The 21,302-nt window shown below is 38.1% G+C and carries 32 protein-coding genes; 5 read left to right on the plus strand and 27 right to left on the minus strand.

The features are described from left to right. The first annotated feature begins 16 nt into the window (after window positions 1-16). Entirely contained in the window at window positions 17-109 is a 93-nt protein-coding gene (locus tag KJS58_RS14230; protein ID WP_374705819.1) for an IS3 family transposase, read from the plus strand. A 1-nt stretch (window position 110) separates the two neighbouring features. Here KJS58_RS14230 and KJS58_RS14235 read toward each other — a convergent pair whose 3' ends face one another. The 17 genes from KJS58_RS14235 to KJS58_RS14315 all read right to left on the minus strand — a co-directional run bounded on the left by KJS58_RS14235 (window position 111) and on the right by KJS58_RS14315 (window position 11,071). Next, window positions 111-356, minus strand: a complete 246-nt coding sequence (locus tag KJS58_RS14235; RefSeq protein WP_213533241.1) for a RidA family protein — start codon at window positions 354-356, stop codon at window positions 111-113. After that, window positions 340-1,026 (minus strand): zinc dependent phospholipase C family protein, encoded by a 687-nt coding sequence (locus KJS58_RS14240; protein WP_213533242.1) that lies wholly within the window; start codon window positions 1,024-1,026, stop codon window positions 340-342. The genes KJS58_RS14235 and KJS58_RS14240 overlap by 17 nt, the downstream gene beginning before the upstream one ends. Window positions 1,027-1,058: 32 nt before the next feature. After that, on the minus strand, window positions 1,059-1,697 hold the full coding sequence (locus KJS58_RS14245) for a hypothetical protein (protein ID WP_213533244.1): 639 nt from the start codon (window positions 1,695-1,697) through the stop codon (window positions 1,059-1,061). Window positions 1,698-1,870: 173 nt separating this feature from the next. Beyond that, window positions 1,871-2,344, minus strand: a complete 474-nt coding sequence (locus KJS58_RS14250) for a DUF1572 family protein (protein ID WP_213533246.1) — start codon at window positions 2,342-2,344, stop codon at window positions 1,871-1,873. Window positions 2,345-2,390: 46 nt separating this feature from the next. Further along, a complete protein-coding gene (locus KJS58_RS14255) occupies window positions 2,391-3,176 on the minus strand; it encodes an alpha/beta hydrolase (protein ID WP_213533248.1) in 786 nt (261 codons plus the stop codon). Then, the gene (locus KJS58_RS14260) at window positions 3,157-3,600 is read right to left on the minus strand and encodes a hypothetical protein (protein WP_213533250.1); all 444 of its coding nucleotides are present in this window, start codon (window positions 3,598-3,600) and stop codon (window positions 3,157-3,159) included. The genes KJS58_RS14255 and KJS58_RS14260 overlap by 20 nt, the downstream gene beginning before the upstream one ends. Window positions 3,601-4,056: 456 nt before the next feature. Then, the gene (locus KJS58_RS14265) at window positions 4,057-4,416 is read right to left on the minus strand and encodes a DUF3139 domain-containing protein (RefSeq protein ID WP_213533252.1); all 360 of its coding nucleotides are present in this window, start codon (window positions 4,414-4,416) and stop codon (window positions 4,057-4,059) included. A 51-nt stretch (window positions 4,417-4,467) separates the two neighbouring features. Beyond that, window positions 4,468-5,082 carry a M24 family metallopeptidase gene (locus KJS58_RS14270; RefSeq protein ID WP_213533254.1) on the minus strand — a complete coding sequence of 205 codons (615 nt, stop codon included), beginning with the start codon at window positions 5,080-5,082 and terminating at the stop codon, window positions 4,468-4,470. A 24-nt stretch (window positions 5,083-5,106) separates the two neighbouring features. Next, on the minus strand, window positions 5,107-5,628 hold the full coding sequence (locus KJS58_RS14275; protein ID WP_306433090.1) for a hypothetical protein: 522 nt from the start codon (window positions 5,626-5,628) through the stop codon (window positions 5,107-5,109). 32 nt (window positions 5,629-5,660) lie between these two features. Then, window positions 5,661-6,692, minus strand: a complete 1,032-nt coding sequence (locus tag KJS58_RS14280) for a serine hydrolase domain-containing protein (RefSeq protein ID WP_213533258.1) — start codon at window positions 6,690-6,692, stop codon at window positions 5,661-5,663. 9 nt (window positions 6,693-6,701) lie between these two features. Continuing rightward, the gene (locus tag KJS58_RS14285; RefSeq protein WP_213533260.1) at window positions 6,702-7,220 is read right to left on the minus strand and encodes a DNA topology modulation protein; all 519 of its coding nucleotides are present in this window, start codon (window positions 7,218-7,220) and stop codon (window positions 6,702-6,704) included. Between the two features lie 35 nt (window positions 7,221-7,255). Continuing rightward, entirely contained in the window at window positions 7,256-7,891 is a 636-nt protein-coding gene (locus KJS58_RS14290; RefSeq protein ID WP_213533262.1) for a histidine phosphatase family protein, read from the minus strand. A gap of 105 nt (window positions 7,892-7,996) precedes the next feature. Further along, on the minus strand, window positions 7,997-8,908 hold the full coding sequence (locus tag KJS58_RS14295; protein WP_213533263.1) for a PhzF family phenazine biosynthesis isomerase: 912 nt from the start codon (window positions 8,906-8,908) through the stop codon (window positions 7,997-7,999). A gap of 44 nt (window positions 8,909-8,952) precedes the next feature. Then, on the minus strand, window positions 8,953-9,441 hold the full coding sequence (locus KJS58_RS14300) for an NUDIX domain-containing protein (RefSeq protein WP_213533265.1): 489 nt from the start codon (window positions 9,439-9,441) through the stop codon (window positions 8,953-8,955). Further along, window positions 9,431-10,039 carry an HAD family hydrolase gene (locus KJS58_RS14305; RefSeq protein ID WP_213533267.1) on the minus strand — a complete coding sequence of 203 codons (609 nt, stop codon included), beginning with the start codon at window positions 10,037-10,039 and terminating at the stop codon, window positions 9,431-9,433. The genes KJS58_RS14300 and KJS58_RS14305 overlap by 11 nt, the downstream gene beginning before the upstream one ends. Before the next feature lie 6 nt (window positions 10,040-10,045). Beyond that, the gene (locus tag KJS58_RS14310; RefSeq protein ID WP_213533269.1) at window positions 10,046-10,465 is read right to left on the minus strand and encodes a cytidine deaminase; all 420 of its coding nucleotides are present in this window, start codon (window positions 10,463-10,465) and stop codon (window positions 10,046-10,048) included. A gap of 192 nt (window positions 10,466-10,657) precedes the next feature. Beyond that, window positions 10,658-11,071, minus strand: coding sequence for a YhfM domain-containing protein (locus KJS58_RS14315; protein ID WP_213533271.1), 414 nt, complete (start codon window positions 11,069-11,071; stop codon window positions 10,658-10,660). A 224-nt stretch (window positions 11,072-11,295) separates the two neighbouring features. On the opposite strand from KJS58_RS14315, the gene KJS58_RS14320 reads away from it, so the two are divergent. Next, window positions 11,296-11,586 carry a hypothetical protein gene (locus KJS58_RS14320; RefSeq protein ID WP_213533273.1) on the plus strand — a complete coding sequence of 97 codons (291 nt, stop codon included), beginning with the start codon at window positions 11,296-11,298 and terminating at the stop codon, window positions 11,584-11,586. A gap of 16 nt (window positions 11,587-11,602) precedes the next feature. On the opposite strand, the gene KJS58_RS14325 is transcribed toward KJS58_RS14320, so the two are convergent. The 3 genes from KJS58_RS14325 to KJS58_RS14335 form a co-directional block, all read right to left on the minus strand. Beyond that, window positions 11,603-12,199: a DJ-1/PfpI family protein gene (locus KJS58_RS14325; protein ID WP_213533275.1), complete on the minus strand. Its 597-nt coding sequence runs from the start codon at window positions 12,197-12,199 to the stop codon at window positions 11,603-11,605. 109 nt (window positions 12,200-12,308) lie between these two features. Next, window positions 12,309-12,845, minus strand: coding sequence for a shikimate kinase (locus KJS58_RS14330; RefSeq protein ID WP_213533277.1), 537 nt, complete (start codon window positions 12,843-12,845; stop codon window positions 12,309-12,311). Between the two features lie 35 nt (window positions 12,846-12,880). After that, entirely contained in the window at window positions 12,881-13,426 is a 546-nt protein-coding gene (locus tag KJS58_RS14335; protein WP_213533279.1) for a GNAT family N-acetyltransferase, read from the minus strand. 375 nt (window positions 13,427-13,801) lie between these two features. Between KJS58_RS14335 and nirB the strand changes: the two genes are divergently transcribed. The 3 genes from nirB to KJS58_RS14350 all read left to right on the plus strand — a co-directional run bounded on the left by nirB (window position 13,802) and on the right by KJS58_RS14350 (window position 17,439). Then, window positions 13,802-16,231, plus strand: coding sequence for a nitrite reductase large subunit NirB (gene nirB / locus KJS58_RS14340; protein ID WP_213533281.1), 2,430 nt, complete (start codon window positions 13,802-13,804; stop codon window positions 16,229-16,231). Between the two features lie 29 nt (window positions 16,232-16,260). Beyond that, entirely contained in the window at window positions 16,261-16,587 is a 327-nt protein-coding gene (nirD, locus tag KJS58_RS14345) for a nitrite reductase small subunit NirD (protein WP_213533283.1), read from the plus strand. A gap of 66 nt (window positions 16,588-16,653) precedes the next feature. After that, window positions 16,654-17,439 (plus strand): formate/nitrite transporter family protein, encoded by a 786-nt coding sequence (locus KJS58_RS14350; protein ID WP_213533285.1) that lies wholly within the window; start codon window positions 16,654-16,656, stop codon window positions 17,437-17,439. 74 nt (window positions 17,440-17,513) lie between these two features. Here the strand turns inward: KJS58_RS14350 and KJS58_RS14355 are convergent, their stop codons facing one another. The 7 genes from KJS58_RS14355 to KJS58_RS14385 form a co-directional block, all read right to left on the minus strand. Next, window positions 17,514-17,819, minus strand: a complete 306-nt coding sequence (locus KJS58_RS14355) for a hypothetical protein (RefSeq protein WP_213533287.1) — start codon at window positions 17,817-17,819, stop codon at window positions 17,514-17,516. Between the two features lie 181 nt (window positions 17,820-18,000). Then, window positions 18,001-19,089 (minus strand): IS200/IS605 family element RNA-guided endonuclease TnpB, encoded by a 1,089-nt coding sequence (gene tnpB / locus KJS58_RS14360; protein ID WP_213533535.1) that lies wholly within the window; start codon window positions 19,087-19,089, stop codon window positions 18,001-18,003. Further along, window positions 19,073-19,450 (minus strand): IS200/IS605 family transposase, encoded by a 378-nt coding sequence (gene tnpA / locus KJS58_RS14365; protein WP_249717327.1) that lies wholly within the window; start codon window positions 19,448-19,450, stop codon window positions 19,073-19,075. The genes tnpB and tnpA overlap by 17 nt, the downstream gene beginning before the upstream one ends. Before the next feature lie 258 nt (window positions 19,451-19,708). Continuing rightward, window positions 19,709-19,966, minus strand: a complete 258-nt coding sequence (locus tag KJS58_RS14370; protein WP_213533289.1) for a hypothetical protein — start codon at window positions 19,964-19,966, stop codon at window positions 19,709-19,711. A gap of 81 nt (window positions 19,967-20,047) precedes the next feature. Then, on the minus strand, window positions 20,048-20,398 hold the full coding sequence (locus KJS58_RS14375; RefSeq protein ID WP_213533291.1) for a hypothetical protein: 351 nt from the start codon (window positions 20,396-20,398) through the stop codon (window positions 20,048-20,050). Between the two features lie 152 nt (window positions 20,399-20,550). Then, entirely contained in the window at window positions 20,551-20,877 is a 327-nt protein-coding gene (locus KJS58_RS14380) for a hypothetical protein (RefSeq protein WP_213533293.1), read from the minus strand. Between the two features lie 26 nt (window positions 20,878-20,903). Beyond that, window positions 20,904-21,128 carry a hypothetical protein gene (locus tag KJS58_RS14385; RefSeq protein WP_213533295.1) on the minus strand — a complete coding sequence of 75 codons (225 nt, stop codon included), beginning with the start codon at window positions 21,126-21,128 and terminating at the stop codon, window positions 20,904-20,906. Window positions 21,129-21,302 lie beyond the last annotated feature (174 nt).

Raw genomic sequence — 21,302 nt, forward strand, 5'->3', positions numbered from 1 at the left:
GGAACTATATGATTATGTGAATTGGTTCAACAAGCATCGCATTCATGGCACTTTAGGATACATGACCCCAATTCAGTACAAAGCTGCATCCCTTAAAAAAGTTGTCTGATTTAATGTTGACAGTCCACTTTTAGTACAGCTAAAATCTCAATTCCTGTTGTTCTAGCGAACTCATATCCTTCCCCAGTTGTGTATGTAGAGCCGAGTTTACCTCTTGGCTGACCAGATGGTCCTTTACCAGAGACAAACATGATTCCATTAACAATAACATAATTTGTATACTGAGCAGCAGGGTTACTTGAAGATGGCAAAGTTATATTCATTTCTTTTAATTTCGTTTCAATGGATTGTATCATATTCATCTCTCCTCAGATTTGTGCCTATACGCCCTTCTAGGATCTCCATGATCCTCGATACCGTATGTTCCACAAATTGATCAACTTCACTTAACGTCAGATATACAAATTCATGATCGTTTGCTAATGTATTTTCTAAATAAAACGCTGTAATCCTCCTGATCTGCTCACCCACTTGTCCATTAGGGAAAATATCTAAATAATCCGGAAAATCGATAATATTTTGAAATGTAGTCCAAAAGATATGATCTTTGTTGTTTTTCAAATACTGAAAGTCAATGCCATACCAATCCCCTTTAACTAAACTCCAGTATTCAGGTGTTCTCATTATATTTTGATATAAAGGTTCACTCTTTTTAGCCTGATAATGTTTGCTCCACTCCTGATCGGTCACTAAATGAAGATAATAGCCCAGATAAAAAGATAGCTTTTTCGTATGAATATCTTTCTCGTGATGAAGAAGGTACTGGCTATAAAAGAGATCTGCATTTATTTGCCGCCCATCCATCTTATAATGAGTTACTGTCTTCGGTGGAATAAGCCCTTCTCCTTCATGATAAAGGCCACAATCTGGACCAATATTCCCTACTAGAAATTCTTCTTTACTTACAGGTACCCCCAAGTCTATTAATCTCTCAGCAATCCTAAAATGAGTAACCCAAGTCGCCATGTTTATGCCTCCGTCATCTATTTGGTCCCCGCTTATTTCCGAATCGGATAAATAAATTCAATAGGGTCCTTCTTTAATTCTTCTTCAAAAAAGTAGTTATGATCTGCTCCTACCGTACATAAAATTCTTTTGTTCGGATATTTCTCGTAGGTATTTCTCACTCTCTCAACCATAATCTGATTACGAATATTCCACCTGAGTTGATATGATCTTTCATTAAGATCCTCTAGCCATGCATATTTCTGTTTCGTTATCACATCAAATTCTTTGGAGTTAAATGGAATCTCTCCATACTGGGACGTTTGTAACTGCTCTGTAAGCCAATCTTTCTCCATTAATTCATATACATTCTTTTGATCTTCGGGGAAATCTACAAAAGGGCTAAAATTATTCCACACATCTAGTTCAAACCAATCAATCGGAACAAATTCGATTTGTTTTTCTTCACATAAAGGAAAGATCAGATCCCAGTATTCACTTGCCGGCTCTCCCCAATATCCCTTATCCGTGTTATCTTCTAGGTATCTCTTCCAACTAATCGGATGGACTTCTCCGCAGATCAAATCCGGAGCAAATTCTAATATTGCCTCTTTGTAAAGCGGTAATGTAGAATGATATTTCTGTCTCAACTCTTCATCATGAATCATTCCAAGTAATCCTACAATAGCCATCCGTTTTAGTCCCCTCTCCCTTTTAAAATCCCTTATTTTGCATTTTAAACCATATGAAAGAATTTATCTTTACCTAATTTGCTTCCTATTGTAGAAATAAAAAAGCAGCTCCGCGAAAATCAAGTTCTCGCTTCCCTGCTTACGATATTGATATTAAATTGTGCTTTCTCTAGTTATATCGAAGTTGATTTATAGCTTTCATTTAGGCAAAGCTTCGCAATGTAGAAGATCTGTCCCATATGCTCCGAATAATGAGCTGCGCACTGATGCAAAATGTCTATATTTGTTCGTTCCTTATTCCTGACTAATTGCGTTTGCTCTAATTCCCTATCTGTCAGTTTACTCACAATATCAATTAAAAAGTCGAAATTTTCTTTTACTATGGCAGTTAACTCGGCTTTTGAAATAAATACAGCTGAGAATTCAGCTTCCCGATCTCGGACTATATTCTGGTGCAATATTCCCTTGGCAATTCTTTCTTTTATATTCCCTTCGATATGAAGTACTAGATTAGCAATACGATGACTCTGCTCATTCGGCTTCCAATTCAATTGTTCCTCGCTGAGCTGGTCCATGACAAGGAGAATCCTTCTCTGTATCTCCTGAAATTTCTTAACAAGCCATTCTCGATTGAACTGATAGTTCATATAACACCTTCTTTTCTTTATTAGATATTATGTAGAGGGAATGCCTTTAATCTTCCATTATATAATGCATTTCTTTTAGGTAGTTCTCCATATCTTTTGTTGTTTTTTCAAAATACAGATTCTCATGCCTTCCATAATTGAAAAATCCATGCTCCATACCCTCATAGGTCAAAAACCGTATATCATTTCCGGCTTCCTTCATCTGGTGAATGAATTCTTTATTCTCTTCATATAGAACGTCGCCAGTCCCACACATCCACAGGGTCCGCGGTAAACAACGATTGATATGATGCTTAGGCGAGATCGTTTGCGACATAGGCACCAAGTCAGGAAAGAGCCGAGTTGTAATATCAACGGCATCCATACCCGCCGCAAAAATAATAAGCTCGCTCACGTTATAATCGGTTGTATTATTCATTTCATCATCGATCTCTGGGAACATGAAAGCCGAAACAGTAATATATCCGCCCGCCGATGCACCGCACACAATAATGCGATTCGGATCTATTCCTAACTCTAGGTGATGATCCTTGACCCACCGAATGCTGGACTTCACATCACAAATTGCTTGTACAGGGGTGAAATTATCATCTGATCCATTCCGATAATCAACGCAAATACTTACAATCCCTTTACTTGAAAAATGTTTAGCTTGATGCTGAAATTGATCTGGAGTTATTGGATTTTTCTTAAAACTCCCACCATTAAAAAATAATAAAGCCGGTCTATTTTCTCCTTCTGATTCCGGTTTGCTAATGTACAAATGTAGGTCCCGATGTGCCTTTTTATAGACTCTTTTCTCTACAGGAATATCAAAAGTAAAATGTTTCATTAGTCCACTGATATACTTCAAGTTCTTCTCTCATCACTAACGGATCTAGACTTAGTTGATCTGGACTGAATATACTGATTAATGAAGAATGGGGACCTTCAAATTCATTACCGTCATGGAACTTCTTCTCGTTAATAAAATCAGGAACATAGAATCCAACGGGAAGAAAATCATGCTTGATAAACTTGGTCATGTATTTTTCTCCCGATATTTCAATCTCTTTTTCAGCAATACCATCGTATTTGCTTACATCCGCAAACAAATTTATTTTGGCATCATCTAATTCAGTTGTAGGAGGATTAGTTGGGCCCTGATTGTTGGTAGAGGAAGGAATCTCCTCTTCCTTTGAGGGTGGTTCTTGATCCGTACACCCGGATAACACAAATAACAAGACGATGGCTGTAATCGATATGATGGTTTTCATATTCGCACATCCTTTTTAACTTGAAATTCGTACTCCCTTGTTATACGAAGCCCAATGAACATATACCCATTCTAAAAAGGGAGTTTACAACTATTTTATTTGATAAAGATTTATGTTCTGATTGTGTGTTTATTACACGAACTTGTTGTAATTTCCTTCTTTTTGCTTTATTTATTCATCATAGTTATAAAGGTTGAAGTTCTAATATTACTGATATCTGAGATAAAGTTATTAAATTATGTAAAAAAAAAGATAACCCGTCATAATTAAACTGAACCCCGAATGATAGACACTTAAAAAAAGTGACTCCATCGGGGTTCAGTTCAGACAGGCTTGCGGCTTCTCTTTTATTTTCCCGAAATTTATAATGATTCTGAAATAACTTATATAGAGTACAAATCTTCCCCATAAAATCATCTTATGTATCAAACATCGTCGTGTAATTCATTCGTCACTCTAATTGAAGGGTACATAATGTTTCAGCTTCGATTTCGTAACTCCTTTTTCCTCACCCTCTTCAGTCAATCGATAGTCAAATTGCATAATTTCATTATGAGCAAAGTACACATATTCCACATAGGGTTCGTCCTTAAAGATCACGAGAGTATAAAAAGAAGGTAACTTCTTTCCCCAAACCCCTTTTACAGATTCTATTTCTTCTCTGCTGTATTTCTCTTCTTCCAATAGATAATTAGTTACTCTATCCGCATATTTATATTTGTTTACCTGCACGTATATGACAGGCGTTATGACAACTGTAATGATGAAAATCGCCATGAAAATAAGCAACACTCGTCTTTTTATAATCTCAACCATATCCTTTATTTTATATTGTCTAAAGTTTCTAGCTGCTATGATTATGATTAATCAAAGGTTTATTACGTTTTCAAACTTTGCCCCATAGTTTCCTTTGCCTATATGAGGTTCAATGGCCCATCTTTTTCCTTTTAGTAACGTACTGCTGTTGTCAGGACTTATGAAAATCCGGTTTGCCTGGTTGTCCTCGTCTTCAATGGAATGTCCAATATTCCCATTTGGGTCTAGTAATTGGTAACCCATTGACTTTATTAAATTGTCACAGAAGGCAAATAACTCTCCAATGGTTTTACATCTTTTTGCGTAATCAAAGGTCTGTTCAAAAATAACCTTTGCATCTGCTGCAAGACGGGAATATGCTTCATTTTCACCAATCACGATGGTTTCTGAATAATCCCCCCAATAACCATTTACCTTCGGACTAAAATCGATCAATACAATGTCATCCTTCAGTAAATAAACATCATCAGAGGGTAAGTGGTTTGCCCTGGTGCAATATCTTGAATTCGTATTGAAATTGACAAGCATGGGATACCATACATCTTCTGCTCCTAATGAATACATTACTTTTTCGCAAATATTCGCAAATTGCTTCTCAGAAATACCTGGCTTTAGATATTCTTTAGAAATTTTACACGCTTGTATTGCTAATTCTTGTGCATTCATAGGATACTCCTTCGTAATGTAATATTATTGATATCTCTTTATCACATCATCATCCCAGATCTGAACTTCAATATATCTTTCCGGCCCTTTATCTCCTTGTTCATTCCAATCCTGCGGCATTCCATACTTGTCTATTACTCTTATTATCTCCTGCTTTGTATAGACTTGTCTGCGATAAGATTTATCATCTTTAACTCGCATGGTTGGGAAAAGATCACCGTATGTAAAACTAATAGATGACTCTGTGAATTCATCCCAATGTAGTACAATCCAATCCGGATTGGTGTACCATGTTTTAAGCCAATCACACGCTCCTAATGTCATGTAATGAGGGAATGAGTTTTTTGGTTTACCGCCTTTAGCAATAAATTGTTCTCTTGCAAGCATTTCAAGATCTCTTCTAATCTCGATATAATCAAGAGACCTTTGACTCGCATATGTTTTTCCTTCTTTATTAATTTGTTTAGAGATATCTATTGCTTTTTGGAGAGGTAAACTTGAAAGATTTCTAAATGGTCCTATTTTTCTATCAAAATAATGATACAACGAGTAGTTCATATATGTTTTCCTTTGCGTTTTTATTTCACTTTTCCAATTAACTCTCCTGAATTCATATCTAACGCCTCAATCACTTTATTTCCAAACTCTCTTATATCCTCCAAATAGTTATAACCACTCTTGTTGTGTACTTGATTATACATCCGTACTGCTACCGCTTGATATTTAGGAATGACCAGACAAGCACACCCGGTTATGCCAAGAATTTGATATGCCTCATCAGGTACATTACTGCCTATTTGATTTAAGGGTGAATTGCTTCTTTGCAGCCACCAAATGAAGCCTTGTCTTGGTAAATGAGATGGCAATGTCTCTGGTGTTTGAGTATTTGTAATTCTATCAAAAATAGATTCCGGGAAGACCTGTTCACCCTGGATTTTTCCTTTGTTGAGATGCAGATTCCCCCACAATGCTAATTCCCTGGCACTGACAAATAAATTACTCTGCTCCCCTGCAGGACTGTCATTCGGTCCAACACAATTATCCTTGTGATGATAGTAATTATAGATTAATCGTTCTTCATACTCAGTTCGCCAGCCCGTCTCAACTAGTCCCGCTGGTTCTAATAATTCATGTTGAATATAGTCGGCTAGTGATGTACCTGTTACACATTGAACTAACTCGATTAGAAGGTTAATACCAGTATTCGTATAAGCCCAGTCTGTACCAGGAAAAAAAGAGCTCACTACCTTCCCTTCACTACTATCCAGACCATGCGTATGAGTTAAACAATGCCGTATCGTTATTCCCTTTATCAGATCTGGAACTTCATTTATGTAATGTTCAATTGCATCATCTATGCTGTGAATCATTCCAGATTCGATAAGCAAGCTGATCGCAAATCCGAGGTAGGTCTTTCTAACAGAAGCCACATTAAATTGGGACTCTGCATCAACCATTCTAGATGAAGCAAATGAGTCATGCCGTCCTGAATACCACTCATTAACTACTATGTCGTTTTGAATAATATATGTCGCAGCAGCTGTAGCATTAATCTGCCGCTGGATCTCAGATACATATTGATTTAGTGTACTAAATTGTATGGAAATCACCTCTCATCATTAGTCTAATACTCCATCTGTCCTGATCTTATTTAATAACCTTCGGGCTTCGCTAGGGCTATTGATAATAATGATTTTTTTATCTGCATGTTTCTCTAGCTTTTTTAATATATTCGGCCTCTTATCTTTCCTGAAATTCCAACCATACTTAATAAACGGCCAGTCAATCGACTCCGGACAACCTTCATTTAAATCAGGCCTTGTCTTTCCATGATATTGTACTCTGCGTTTGATTACTCGGTATGTCGTGATCACAGGTGATATATCGAAAAATATAATAACGTCCGCTGCTTGTAACCGTATATCCAGTGTTCTTCCATAGTGTCCATCTATAATCCACTGATCTTTCGCAACTAATTGCCGGTTAAAATCATCCCATTCAGCCCTCGGAGTTTCGATCCAACCTGGCTTCCAGTAGTAGAGATCTAAATGATACACAGGCAAAGTCAATATTTCCCCAAGTTCTCGTGAAAATGTTGACTTACCCGAACCGCTTGAACCAATGACCATAATTTTCATTGTTTTATTTTCCTTCTTTATCTATTAGATATTCTTCAAGAGGTTGATTCCTCTGGTTCATTCATTTCATTCATTAAATGTTCTATTGAGGCAAAACGATCAATCGTATAATTCTGACCATCAAAAGTAAGTGTAGTAATCGAACATTCAGATACTAAACTGCTTTGTTCCGCGATGAACTGGGGATGAAAATGATAGAGTACATCCTCAGAAAATGTATTCACAATATAATCAGTAATGAGTCCCCCATGGGTAACAATGATAATATTACTTCCAGAAGGATATTCTTCTACAAGACTCGTTAATAAGGAGGACATTCTTTTACAAGCGGACTTCACAGAATCACCTATAGGAGGAATATAGTCTGGTTCCCGAGTGCATTTATCCCACATCTGAATAAATTCCTCAAATGTCTGTTCCGGTAGATCTCCCCAGTTCGCACGCTCCCGTAAACGATCATCTACGATGATCTCTACGTTTGTTTTAGCAGCAATACACTCCGCCGTTTCTATAGCTCTTCGAAGCGGACTAGAGATGATTGCATGGATCGGTATCCTACTAACATGAGCAGCAGTAGATTGTGCTTGTATGATACCTTGTGGAGTGATTGGAACATCACCTATGGCTTTTTCCTTTATTCCATGCCTTACTAGAAAAAATGTAGTTCCCATCTACCTCACCTCATGTCATTATTAAATGTTTACCTATTAAGCCAAGTTTCTAAGGACGGAATTAGATCTTTGTAGGCTCAAACTGAATATGATAGGATTCATTCACTATACATTCTCCTCTGCTAAGGCATACGACACTTCGAATTCCCTGACATAGACGCCTGTCCCTGACACATATACGTCCATATTCGTCTTATCACGGTTAACGGTTACCCATACACTTCCCTCTCGCCCTACTTCTTGTCCTTGCTCAACAAGAAAATTCACTTCAGAAATATCTTGGTTTAGATAAGTTAGATAATAAGCGCCCATAACTCCAGAAGCTGTTCCCGTTATAGCATCTTCAATCGTTCCTGAATAGGGAGAGGAAAAATGTCTTGCATGCATAAATGCATGCTCATTTACCGTTTCCAAGCTGAACGGATGAATGGATGCTTTTGAATTTTGGGTAAGAATATCAGGGAACATGGAATTATTGGGCTTCATTTTAGAGAAACTATGTACATTTTTGATAGGTAGTAACAGGGTCCATGTTCCCGTACTTCCATACAAAATCGGCATTGTGGCATCAATTTCTTCTTCGGTGATCCCGATACTTTCAGCAAGCTTTGATACAGACCCTTGGAATCCTGTAAACTGAGGTTGATCTTGCTTCATTGTAATAAAGAGCTCACCACTTCTTGTTTCAAAAAAGATAGGCAATACTCCAACATTCGTTTCAATTTCAATCTCATTTAGATCCGCGTGAAGAACCCCTAAAGTCTTTAAACAATACATAGCAGCAATAGTTGCATGTCCACATAAATTGATCTCGTGACCTGGGGTGAAATATCTCAATTTTACATCAGCCTTCTCTGATCTCAGCACAAATACCGTCTCATTAAAACCTACGGATTGTGCTATGAATTGCATTGATTCCTCATCTAAATCATCTGCACTCAGTACAACCCCTGCTGGATTACCTTTATTAGGTTTAGAGGAAAACGCATCATAATGCAGCACTTTTCTGTATCTCATGCAACGTACCTCCTAATTTTGAAAGGATTCACTAAGTTTCCCCCTTACAAAAGGTTTGGTAAGTAATAATTATATGATCTATACATATTGTTAGTTTTAATCTTACTTCCTTCAACTAATCCATTTTTTGTTTGCCAAGCATTTAGTATGATTGCTTTGCTTAGTTCAATAATCTCTTTAGATTTCTCTATTTCACTTATGTCCCAGTATTTAATATCAGCGATTTCATTTTCATCTTTTTTTAGGGTTCCTGATACAAGCATGAGTTCAAATACTACATATACATTTGTTTGCATCCCTTCATTTTGGTGCTGCGTTCCAGAACGAAGACAAACTACTCTTGCAGTTTTCGTATTTAATCCTGTTTCTTCTTTAAACTCTCTAATTGCTGCTTCTTCAATGGATTCACCGGATTCAAGGAAGCCACCTGGTAACATCCACATACCTTGATTAGCACCATATTTGATTTTCACCAATAAGACTGAATCATCTTTAAACAATACGCCTCCACATGAAATACTGCTATTGTTCATACGAATCCTCCCCGAGTCCTAATAGTCCATTTATATGTACAATCCATTTTCCGTTCTGATCTGCAATATAGGTGTTCCATAACCTTTCTTGTGCGGGTTTTAGGTTTTTTTCTTGATCATCTATATACCATACTTGTCCATTCAGATTCAGTTTCTTATGAACAAGCTCGTATATTTTAGGGTCAGGTTTACACAGTCCAACTTCACTTGAGATGGTGAGACTCTTTATATAGGGTAACATGGGTCTAAATAACGGTTCGATCCATTCTGCCCGGTGATTGCTAAGGATATGAATGTCAGTGAGCTTACTCCATGTTGGAATATAATTAAAAGCGGGTAAATACCCGAGATGCTTGAATAGTATCCGTTTTGCTTCTTCGATTTCTATCGAAGGACACTGTATCTTAAGCCATTGCCAAAAATCATCTTCGCTTATCTTCCCAGACCATAAAGATTCACGAATTTCCTGTTTATACTGGGCTCGTAAATGTTCATGCGGGATATCTGCTTTTTCCGCAATCTCATACCAAAATGTCGGAGAAAGATTGGTGATAAGTACTCCGGCTGCATCAAGAATCAGTTGATATGGGTGGCTCATCCTATTCTATTCCCCTCTTTTATATTTCTCCGGAAGCAATTCACTAACTTTTACTTTTATGTACTGATTTTCTTTCTTTAAAATTACATTTATCTCCGGTCCATAATCACTTATTAATTCTCTACAGATCCCGCAAGGAGAAACGACTTCTATTTCTTGTACTTCTTCAGTTAGATCCGGATGCCTTACTGCTACAATCGTATCAAAATCGCATTCCCCCTCTGAAATTGCTTTTCCTAATACAACAGCTTCAGCACATACGGACACTCTTCCGATATAGGCCTCTAAATGAACGGCTGAATAAGTCTTACCGGTTTTCGTTCTTATTGCTGCTCCCACATGGTGTTTTCCCTCTTTATATAATTCTTTTATCGTTTTTTTCGCAGCATCAATCAGCTGTATGTCTTCATTCGTTAATGAACTCATAGATTACACTCCTATTCTAAATACCGCATTCCATTATTTTTCCAGCAAAAAGCAATTCTTATATAATTCAAGTACTCCTCTGGGGTTGAACATCAAATTCGTTTAATATAAACCGCGGAACGTCGAATACAGGGTCACCGCTGACCCCTTTAGTGCCTGTTCATGATAAATCTACCTCCGCTCCATTCGAGTTCATCGCTCTTCTTTCTCGTTTAAAATCTCCATCATCGTCGCTTTGGCTTTCTCATCTAATATATAATGTCCGGTATCCTCATGATCAGTAAGTAGATTTGATCCATCAGATATCCACATAGACAATTCCCTTTTTTCCCCGTTCTTTAATGTTAGTTCTGCCGCATAGTCCGCTGGACGTATATCAAGCTGTCCTTTATCAAATATCCCGCTGCTTATTGCATTCAGATAACGAACCATTTCTTCTTGTGGTAGGGTTATGACAGTGCCGTCTCCCATCTGTAGATCAACTCCGCTAACGTCTTCTATGCTGATCGAGTGTTTATTTCCCCAAGTCATATTTGCAACATCTTGATTCTGACAACCTGTCAGCAATATTGCGAGAAAAATAAAAACCATGAATATTTTTTTCATAGTCAGCTCTACTTTCTAACACTTTCGTGCTTTATAGGATCGAGATAATTGCATCCTTAATTTAATTCACCCACCTCATAAAATAGGTCCTTTTGCTAAATAAGAGAATTTGTGTTCGATGTGTTACTATATTAAAGAAACATTCGATTTCGAATGAACCTCTTAGAACCAATTCAAGTCGCCAGAAAAAATACAAATATATTGATGAAATGAAGGGATCTTATATGCTATTAGCTCTATTGATCTTCTGTATTCTGTTCTCCATCTTATTTATTGTGAAAAGTGAAGATGGACGTTACTTATCAAAACTCTCTTTACTTGTTTTCGCTCTGTCCATAGTAATCAATATCTTACTTATCAATGATGCTGTATTTATTGGAACACAAAATGATACTGAGTTTTTATATCTTTTTGAGATCCACCTGAATGACGTATTTACGTATGTTAGAGCGATTACTTATGTTTCTATTATTTCTTTAGTATGTTACTTTGGATTTCATGCGGCGAATAAGTAAATTCACAATAACTTGACTACAGAATTTCCCGATTCCATCCATACTCTAATCTTGAAGCAGTTTCTACAGCTCGCTCTTCACCTAATAATTTGGAGACAACATGCAAAGAAGCATCCATTCCAGCCGTAACACCTGCAGACATCACGATCTTGCCATTGTCTACGTATCTAACATCTCTCAAGATTTCACAATCCTTAGGTGCCACTTGTGCTAACAAGTCCATAGCCCGCTGATTCGTTGTTACTTTAAGTCCGCTTAATAAATTCGCCTTTGCTAGCAATAGGGCACCTGTACATATGGATAATACAATTTCTGAGTTTTCCGAAGTACGCCTAATCCACGATGTTAGTTCTGAGTTGTTCATTTCCGTCCTTGCCCCAATACCTCCAGGGACTACTAAAATATCAGGCTTCGGACAATCACTAAAGTTATATTTAGGAGCAACGGTAAAAGAACTTATCGTATTTATTAACTCCGACTTCTCGCTGACTGTATACGTATAAAAGTCTTTTCCCCAATCGCTTGCGGTGGCAAATACATCAAATGCTCCGCAAAAATCTAAGCCATCGACATGTTCATACAGCAGTACGGCTACATTCCTTTTTCTTATCACCAAGATCAGCTCCTAAATATATAATTATCAAATCATGAACCAGGCTTGATCGCTCTCCAAATGAATTTATGTTCTCTAACGCCAATTCTTCCGTTAATGATATTTTCATTTAATTTCTTCTCAATGTATAACTCATAATTTCTCTCATCGTTTCTTCAGGAGTATGATTTTTCGTATAAATAATATGTTTCGCTAACTTCTCATTGGAGTAATGCTCAACAAAATGTCGATTAAAATCAAGTTCAGAGCGTTCACATAGAATCTGTGCAGACTCTTCTCTATTTCTCGAAGGGATTAATAGAAAAACAAAAGGTTCGTTATGCAGCGCTCGATCTACTTTCTGAAATAAAGCTTCCTCTTCATAAACAGAATGCCCTGCACCAAAATCAATAATATGATCTGTATATTCTTCAAAAACCCGAACAACCAAGTGAGCTTCAAACGGCTTCCAATATTTATACTTCTCCCAAAAACCATACTTTTCTTGCAATTCTAAAGCATGATTGTGATCATAATTTAATTCTTCGTAATATTTGTATCTTATGTCATCAAGCGAACATCTCGGCATTCCTGTCTTTTGAGATAACAACTCAGCAACCGTTGATTTCCCCGCACAAATTGGTCCAATTAAAATAATATTCGCCATTCGTTTTTCTCCCATGCAAATTACTATTTTCCCTCTTAAAATATATATTCGTCCCTTAACAATCCGTAGCACGCGAGGTCTTCATACTCGCCCCACTTTTTAACATGCTGTCTTAATAATCCTTCATATTTCATACCAATCTTTTGCATAACTTTACCTGATGCAGGATTTCTCGCTAAATGACGAGCATAGATTCGGTTCAGTTTCATTTCTTCAAATGCATAATGCACGATCCCTTTTGCAGCTTCTGTACAATATCCATTACTCTTATACTTTCTTCCAATCCAATAGGCGAGTTCTCCATGATCAAAATTCTTATTGCATCCAATCGTTATCGCGCCAATCAAATAAGATTCCTCTTTATGTACAATAGCTAAAGTAAGTGATCTTTCTTCATTAAAATGTTCAGTATGTGTATCGATCCAAGCCTTTGCCATCCCATCCTCATAAGGATGCGGGATATATAGTGTCGTCTCAGCAATATACTTATCGCCTGCTAATTCTTGGACCTGCTCGGCATCCTCTTGACGAAATGGTCGCAAGGAAAGTCTTTTTAATGGAATCGTCGGTAATTCTTTCATAGAACATCCTCCTTCATACCTGAATGGAAAACACCACTTTGTTATTCCATAAATATACATATATTCACATCACGATTCTACCCTCTACAGTTAAAATATAAAATAAATGGATAAATGGTCTTTATGACTACTTCCACTTTTTTCATTCACAAAAAATACATAATTCATGTGATTTTACTCACTCTATGTAATTTAAAAGTCTATATTATTAAATATATAAAGAAGTCAATTATTAACAAGCTACACGCAATTGGAAATGAAAATGCTCTCTTTTTTTTAATATTTATGTGAAAAAAGTCACATACTTAATTTACCTCGCTTACTATAAAAATAACTTTGCAGGATATCAGTGGAATCGATGAGGAGGAACTAACTATGACACAAAAACAAAAGCTTGTTGTTGTTGGTAACGGAATGGCTGGCATGAACACAATTGAACAGCTTCTTAAACTTACAGATCAATACAGCATTACAGTAATTGGTGCTGAGCCCCACCCTAACTATAATCGTATCATGCTTTCTTATGTATTAGAGGGAAGCAAGACGATTGATGATATTGTAATTAATGATCGTGCATGGTATGAATCGGCCGGGATTCACCTGGTTACAGGTAAACGCGGTACGAAAATTAATACAGAACAAAAAACAGTTCAAATGGATGATGGATCGGCAGTTGACTATGATCGCCTGATTATCGCGACAGGTTCGAATCCATTTATTCTCCCTATTCCGGGTTCTGATCTCGAAGGTGTCATTGGCTTCCGCGATATTGAAGACTGTGAGACGATGATTGCAGCAGCATCGAAGTATAAAAAAGCTGCTGTCATCGGCGGTGGATTGTTAGGCCTGGAAGCAGCGAAAGGACTTGTTCAGCTAGGCATGGATGTAACTGTTGTTCATCTGCCTGATTATCTCATGGAACGTCAACTTGATGTAACTGCAGCTAAAATGCTGGAAAAAGAACTGGAAAGCCAAGGTATTAAATTCGCATTAGGTAAACAGACCTCTGCTTTAAAAGGGGATACTCGCGTTACCGGCCTTACTTTTACAGATGGTACTGAGCTCGAAGCGGAGTTAGTCGTTATGTCTGTTGGTATTCGTCCAAATACGGAACTTGCAAACAATAGTGGAATCGAAGTAAATCGCGGTATTGTTGTTGATGATTACATGCAGACTTCTGTACCTGATGTATTCGCAGTTGGTGAATGTACGGAACACCGCGGCACATGCTACGGTCTCGTAGCACCATTATTTGAGCAAGGTGCGGTACTTGCGAAGTCCCTTGCGGGCGTGGAAACAAAGCCATACGAAGGATCGATCTGCTCCACGAAGCTTAAAATTTCGGGCGTTGATGTATTCTCAACCGGTACTTTTATGGAAGAAAAACAACATACAACCATTACAATGCATGACGGATGGAAAGGTACGTATAAAAAGATTGTAATGCAGGACAACGTAATCGTTGGTGCTGTACTATTTGGGGACATTGATGACTCTTCCCGACTTGAGCGGTTCGTTAAAAAAGGCGAACTTATGACGGAAGAATTGTATGCAGAATTAACAGGAACAGGCGGATGCTGCGGCGGTGGTGCCAAAGCGAACGTAGCAGCTGAACTAACTGATGAAGATATCGTCTGCGGCTGTAATGGTGTAACGAAAAAAATGATTGTCGATGCCGTTACTATTGACGGTCTAACTACTCTTGATCAAGTGAAAATGAAAACAGGCGCATCCCGCTCTTGCGGCGGATGTAAACCGCTGGTAGAACAAGTAATGCAGCTTGTCCTAGGAAATGGATTTGATGCAGAAGTTAAAGAAGGTATTTGCGGTTGCACAACGATGTCGAGAGATGAAATTGTTGAGGCAATTAAACAGCAAAATCTTCATACCGTGGCAGAAGTAACGAAAGCTCTGGAATGGAGTCAACCAGAAGGATGCTCGAAGTGCCGCCCTGCTCTGAACTACTATCTCGGTATGCTGTGGCCAACCACTTATCAAGATGAACCTGCTTCTCGCTTTGTTAATGAGCGTATGAACGCGAATATTCAGAAAGACGGAACTTATACCGTTGTTCCTCGGATGTATGGCGGTATGACAACACCACAGGATTTGAAAAAGATTGCCGATATATCGATTAAATATAATCTGCCTCTTGTGAAAATGACAGGCGGTCAACGGATCGGCATGATGGGTGTGAAAAAAGAAGATCTGCCTAAAGTGTGGGAAGAGCTGAATATGCCATCTGGTTATGCTTATGCGAAATCCCTGCGTACCGTTAAGACTTGTGTCGGCTCTGCTTACTGCCGTTTTGGTACACAGGATTCCCTCCATATCGGTGAACTGATTGAACGTAAATTTGAACGTATCGACTTCCCTGCCAAAGTCAAATTTGCAGTGAACGGTTGTCCACGTAACTGTGCAGAATCTTGTACAAAAGATATTGGTATCGTCGGTAATGACGGCGGCTGGGAAATTTATGTAGGCGGTAACGGCGGTATTAAAGCAAGACTTGCTGATCTGCTATGCAAAGTAAAAACAGATGAAGAACTAATCGAAATCAGTGCTGCTGTACTTCAGTTCTACAGAGAAACAGCTAAATATTTAGAGCGTACTTCGGATTGGGTAGAACGTGTGGGACTTGATCTCATTCAACGTAACACGGTAACAGACGTAGAACAACGGAAACAGCTTGCTGAGCGAATGGATATTGCACTAAGCCGTACGGAAGATCCATGGCAAAAAGTATTGAAAGATCAAAAACTGAAAGAAACCTTATTTGAAAAAGTAGTCGTTGCGAAATCTTAAGTATACAATGCATAAAGGAGTGTTCATAGATGTCTAATACGATCACCGAAAAGTCAGTTTATATCGGGACGACAGATGAATTTTTAGAACGTGTAGGAAGAACGGTTGTGATTGAGGACCTCAAACTCGCTATATTTAAAACTGCTGAACAGATCTATGCACTGGAGGATCGCAATCCTCATCCCAAAGGCGGGCCTTTGAACGAAGGGATTGTCTCTGGACCCTATGTGTATGACCCTTTGTATGATTGGAAAATTGATATGCGGGATGGATGCGTTCAAGCACCGGACGAAGGTCAAGTTCGCACGTTCCCCGTTTTTGTAGAAGAAAATAAAATATATGTTACAATAAGTTAAAATCTGGTGATATAAACACTATTAACTAATCGTTATTCGTAACCATTCATAAGGCAGGGGAAGACGATGTTCCAATCAACGATCGAACTGGTTAATCAGTCAGTAGAAGCGAAAAAGAAGCTTATGCAAACAAGTTTGTTACGTTACTTCATTGCTGCCATGCTTGCAGGGGCTTATATTGGAATTGGTATTATGCTTATTTTCACAGTAGGCGGTTCATTCAAAGCCGCAGGCTCTCCAGCCGTTCAGCTCGTCATGGGGATGTCTTTCGGCATTGCACTCACACTTGTCATCTTTGCAGGTTCTGAATTATTTACCGGTAACAATATGCTCTTCACAGTAAGCAGTTTATCGAAGCAAACCTCTTGGGCTTTTACATTTAAGAATTGGGCAATCGTCTTCTTCGGCAACTTGCTTGGCGCTGTCGTACTTTGCCTTCTGATCTATGGATCTGGTGTGTTCGGAAAAATCCCGCCAGATCACCTGCTCTTTACAGCCGCTGCAGGAAAAATGACCATGCCTATTGACCAATTGTTTTTCCGTGGCATTTTATGTAACTGGCTCGTATGTTTGGCTATATGGACATCGATGAGAACGAAAGAAGACACAGCTAAACTTATTCTCATCTGGTGGATGCTGTACGCATTTATTGCGGCAGGATTCGAGCATAGTGTAGCCAATATGTCACTCATGACCATTGCTCTTATGCTGCCTGGGCATCCAGAAACGATTACATTTGCAGGATGGCTGCATAATATAATTCCTGTTACTCTTGGGAATATCGTTGGCGGCTCCGTTTTTGTAGGTATGGCCTACTGGTTTATGAGTTCGGCAAAATCGAAAAAACAATAAAAAAGATAACCCCTTTGTGATTCACTTCGGCACGGTCCATCCGGCCTGAAGTGCAGCGCACAAAGGGGCTTTTTTTATAACAAAGATTCAGCAATAGATATGACCCAATCCCGGTCACTACCTTCCGTTCCTATCTCATATTGCAGCGCCTTACCACGTGAGTCCATTTCAATCCAGATCAATTGTTGTTTCTCATCATCTCCAATGTACACAGCCTCATTCCCTCGTATCTGTACATTTTCATATGTATAGTCCTCTAGATCGGATAATTGAATTCGGCTTTTTGTAGTTCCAAATATTCGGAACTCAAAATCCCGCCCCCCCTTGTTATAAGTGACACTTAAACCGACTAATGTATGATTTGGCCTCAGATCTCGCAACACTACGTGCTTGCCCGTTCTTCTGCTTTCCTCTTATCAAATCTATTTCTTGGTTCGGTGAACTACCCACCACTTACGCTACGCTTAGAAGTGGGGGCTTCTTGGGAAGTAGAACCTTTTGATAGCATTCTATATGAACCAAGCTAACAAGGTCGTTCCGACCTCTAAAATATAGACCATCTTACATAGCTAATTTGACCAAATTGAGAGAAGCGTTATAATCTCGGTCATGTTGTGTGTGACAAGAAGGACATGTCCATTCGCGCAAGTTGAGATTTTTCACGTCTGCATGTTTGTACCCACAACTTGAACATAATTGGCTGCTTGCATAGTTTTTGGGAGCGATGATGACATCTCGACCTTTCCACATTGCTTTGTACTCAATCATGGTTCTGAATTGCGACCAGGATACTTCACTAATGGCTTTCGCCAATTTGCGATTTTTTTGCATATTCTTCACTTTTAGGTCTTCCATCACAATGACTTGGTTTTCGTTCGTAATGACATGACTAATACAGTGAAGATAATGGGCACGTTGATTGGCGATTTTCTCATGAAGTCTCCCTACTTTCAATCGCATTTTTTGGCGATTGAAAGACCCTTTCTTTTTGCGAGAAAGGGAACGTTGCAAAAAAGCCAATCGTTTTTCCGCTTTACGAAACCATTTTGGATTTTCGTATCGTTGCCCGTTTGATAAGATGGCGAACTCTTTCAACCCCACATCAATGCCCACTTGTGTGTCCAGTTTCGGAAATAATTGCTCGTTTTCTTCCACCAAAACGGATACGAAATACTTATTTGTTGGGGTTTTCGAAACGGTAGCCGATTTAATAGTACCAAAAAATGGACGGTGTTGCTTGATTTTGATAAGTGATTTGAGTCTCGGTAATTTCAACTTCCCATTTTCAATTGAGATGGTACCTTTTTGGTTATTGGTTGTGTAGCTGTGATAGTTTTCTTTTTTACTTTTGAATTTTGGGAATCCGACGGATTTATCCCGAAAGAAATGAGCATATGCCTTGTTTAGATTCATTTGGGCGTTAGCTAAAGCTAAACTATCCACTTCTTTTAACCATTCAAATTCTTTCTTATATTGAGCGGGTGTGGGATATTTAATCGTTTTATCTTCTTTTTCATGCAATTCTTTATATGAAGATATTCTGTCCGCTAACATTTTGTTGTAGACAAAACGAACGCAACCGAATGTTTTCGCAAAGAATAGACGCTGTTCGCTGTTTGGATAGATACGATACTTATACGCTTTTAGCACGCCCTGCACCTCGCTTTTCTCCTTGATTTTCAATATATTTTTTGATGACATCCAGTGTTGCACCGCCCGTGGTCAGCAGACAAAAACTTCTCGACCAGAACATTTCTTTCCATAGCTTCTTTTTTACTTGTGGGAAGTCCCGTTTTATCAGTCGAGAACTTGCACTTTTGTACGCATTAATGAATTTGGTTAATTCTGTATTCGGATGCGCCTTGAATAAAACGTGTACATGGTCACTATCATGATTCCATTCCATCAATGTTACGTTGTAGTTTTCAGAAAGACGTAAAAATATGTCTTTTGCGTATGTTGAAAGTGCATCAGCAAACACCATTTTTCTATATTTAACCACTAAAACCAAATAGCACTACAATAAGAAGACTGAATGGTTATTACTATCTAATTTCATTTATACACCAGCCTTTCACACTTATAAGACTGATTCTATCATTACATCATTACATACCGAAATCAAAAACAAACCCCTTTTGGCTTTGCCAAACCGAATTCCATCTCCCACCTAGACATGGGGCTATTCGCCCTTTCACATGTTTTGAGGAAGGAGAATTCTTTCGAAAAGAATGTTAAATTATCAAATCCATAGTACACCTGAATATTCTCAAGTTCCGCATCCATAGGAAATGAGAGTTCCCACGGAGAGGCTTTTTCTCTTAAAGCAAGTAAGACCTGCATTCCATTCTACTGCTTTATAATTCTTTTGTTGGCTAATCTTTTTTTCACCAGCATCTGCGATATAAATTCCCTTACCCATACCAGGCTTTAGTTCCTTAATAATGGCCTCCATCACGTTGTTCCTGTTAAGCGAGTCGATGTCTAGTATTCCTAGTACATTTCCTTTCTCATCTTTCATTTCCACGGAAGACCCTCCCTCTCCACAGCATATTTGATGTATAAATTTGTTGTTAGATGAAGTTATTTTGAGTATAAGGTAATATTGTTATTTATTCTTGAATTCTGCTTTTGACAAAATCCTTTTGTCGCCTAGGAAAGCAACAATAACATTGAAGATGAAGAGCAAATAAGACATAACTGCGAGATTAATTCCTACGAAATAAAGTACCCCGACGGTAACCATACACAGTAAATAACATACCGTGGGAACGAGCTTTTGCTTAAGAAGTGCCATGCGTTCCATACTTTGATCAGTCGGGTTCTTGTAGGCTTGCTTTATTCTAGCTCTTGCTTGTCCCAATAGATATGCGTAGTATACAACAACTATAGATATTAATGTAACTAAGACTATTCGAACGTAAGTTTCTACCATGATCTCGTTTGAATTATCAATCATACCCTCCCTTCTGCCCCTTAGTACAGCGTATTATTAATAAGAATTAAGTATCTGAACTAAGGAACCCATGTCACATGATATATAAGTAATGATACCTTATTAAGTTATACTAGCAGGATATTTCCAATAAGCTTCATTAACTCCCCATAGGTTTACAATAAGCAATTTATAGCTCTGCTCAAAGCAGTGTTCCAAGGTTTTGATTCAATTAGTTTAATTTCATTTCTCTTACAGGTATCTGCTATCCAGTTTCCATATGAAATACTTACTTCGGCTCTGTCATGTTGTAATTCGCCACCTTCTCTTGCTAAATAGTTCTGCACGATTTGATTTTTATCTGATTCATGTATAAATATTGATTTCACCTGCGAGTTATCGAAAGATAATGTAAATTCGGGAAGGATAAAATCGCCTTCAATAATGATAGGTAATTTATCCTCAATATGCCTGTTTGCAAGCTCTCTTAATACTGGAACCATCTCTTTGCTGACATCAATCAGCCAGTCTACCGTCCCGTCAACTCCAACATATTTCCCATCTTTAACAGAATCCCAATAATAACTACAGGAAAATGCTCCTTTGTTGTAACTGTTTTTACAGATAGATGAACATCATCTACTTCCAAGACATTCACCCCGTAAAATCTAGCAATCTCATAAGCAATACTTGATTTACCACTTCCCGATGCTCCACCAATAAATAAAACTGTCCAATTTCTATCCTTATTCATTTCTAACCTCATTTATATGTTCATCAGTAATGTTAATGGTTATGTAGTTGTTCCATATTATTTTACCTATCTCCTTCTTTTCTCATATCAAATTTCAAAACGGCATACAGAGAGAGCATGAATCAAAGGTGAAGTACTTTATGAGACCAAAGCTGATAAAGCTTAGAAGGTTGA

The organism is Paenibacillus sp. J45TS6, assembly GCF_018403285.1.
GTDB lineage: Bacteria > Bacillota > Bacilli > Paenibacillales > Paenibacillaceae > Paenibacillus.

Coding starts and splice junctions, on each gene's coding strand:
- nirD (WP_213533283.1), top strand. CDS start 16,261: ATGTCTAATACGATCACCGAAAAGTCAGTTTATATCGGGACGACAGAT.
- KJS58_RS14320 (WP_213533273.1), top strand. CDS start 11,296: ATGCTATTAGCTCTATTGATCTTCTGTATTCTGTTCTCCATCTTATTT.
- KJS58_RS14310 (WP_213533269.1), bottom strand. CDS start 10,465: ATGAGTTCATTAACGAATGAAGACATACAGCTGATTGATGCTGCGAAA.
- KJS58_RS14295 (WP_213533263.1), bottom strand. CDS start 8,908: ATGAGATACAGAAAAGTGCTGCATTATGATGCGTTTTCCTCTAAACCT.
- KJS58_RS14260 (WP_213533250.1), bottom strand. CDS start 3,600: ATGAAAACCATCATATCGATTACAGCCATCGTCTTGTTATTTGTGTTA.
- KJS58_RS14375 (WP_213533291.1), bottom strand. CDS start 20,398: ATGATTGATAATTCAAACGAGATCATGGTAGAAACTTACGTTCGAATA.
- KJS58_RS14305 (WP_213533267.1), bottom strand. CDS start 10,039: ATGAGCCACCCATATCAACTGATTCTTGATGCAGCCGGAGTACTTATC.
- nirB (WP_213533281.1), top strand. CDS start 13,802: ATGACACAAAAACAAAAGCTTGTTGTTGTTGGTAACGGAATGGCTGGC.
- KJS58_RS14255 (WP_213533248.1), bottom strand. CDS start 3,176: ATGAAACATTTTACTTTTGATATTCCTGTAGAGAAAAGAGTCTATAAA.
- KJS58_RS14285 (WP_213533260.1), bottom strand. CDS start 7,220: ATGAAAATTATGGTCATTGGTTCAAGCGGTTCGGGTAAGTCAACATTT.
- KJS58_RS14385 (WP_213533295.1), bottom strand. CDS start 21,128: ATGAATAAGGATAGAAATTGGACAGTTTTATTTATTGGTGGAGCATCG.
- KJS58_RS14250 (WP_213533246.1), bottom strand. CDS start 2,344: ATGAACTATCAGTTCAATCGAGAATGGCTTGTTAAGAAATTTCAGGAG.
- KJS58_RS14270 (WP_213533254.1), bottom strand. CDS start 5,082: ATGAATGCACAAGAATTAGCAATACAAGCGTGTAAAATTTCTAAAGAA.
- KJS58_RS14335 (WP_213533279.1), bottom strand. CDS start 13,426: ATGAAAGAATTACCGACGATTCCATTAAAAAGACTTTCCTTGCGACCA.
- KJS58_RS14315 (WP_213533271.1), bottom strand. CDS start 11,071: ATGAAAAAAATATTCATGGTTTTTATTTTTCTCGCAATATTGCTGACA.
- KJS58_RS14245 (WP_213533244.1), bottom strand. CDS start 1,697: ATGGCTATTGTAGGATTACTTGGAATGATTCATGATGAAGAGTTGAGA.
- KJS58_RS14265 (WP_213533252.1), bottom strand. CDS start 4,416: ATGGTTGAGATTATAAAAAGACGAGTGTTGCTTATTTTCATGGCGATT.
- KJS58_RS14350 (WP_213533285.1), top strand. CDS start 16,654: ATGTTCCAATCAACGATCGAACTGGTTAATCAGTCAGTAGAAGCGAAA.
- KJS58_RS14240 (WP_213533242.1), bottom strand. CDS start 1,026: ATGGCGACTTGGGTTACTCATTTTAGGATTGCTGAGAGATTAATAGAC.
- KJS58_RS14290 (WP_213533262.1), bottom strand. CDS start 7,891: ATGGGAACTACATTTTTTCTAGTAAGGCATGGAATAAAGGAAAAAGCC.
- KJS58_RS14300 (WP_213533265.1), bottom strand. CDS start 9,441: ATGAACAATAGCAGTATTTCATGTGGAGGCGTATTGTTTAAAGATGAT.
- KJS58_RS14235 (WP_213533241.1), bottom strand. CDS start 356: ATGATACAATCCATTGAAACGAAATTAAAAGAAATGAATATAACTTTG.
- KJS58_RS14330 (WP_213533277.1), bottom strand. CDS start 12,845: ATGGCGAATATTATTTTAATTGGACCAATTTGTGCGGGGAAATCAACG.
- KJS58_RS14380 (WP_213533293.1), bottom strand. CDS start 20,877: ATGGTTCCAGTATTAAGAGAGCTTGCAAACAGGCATATTGAGGATAAA.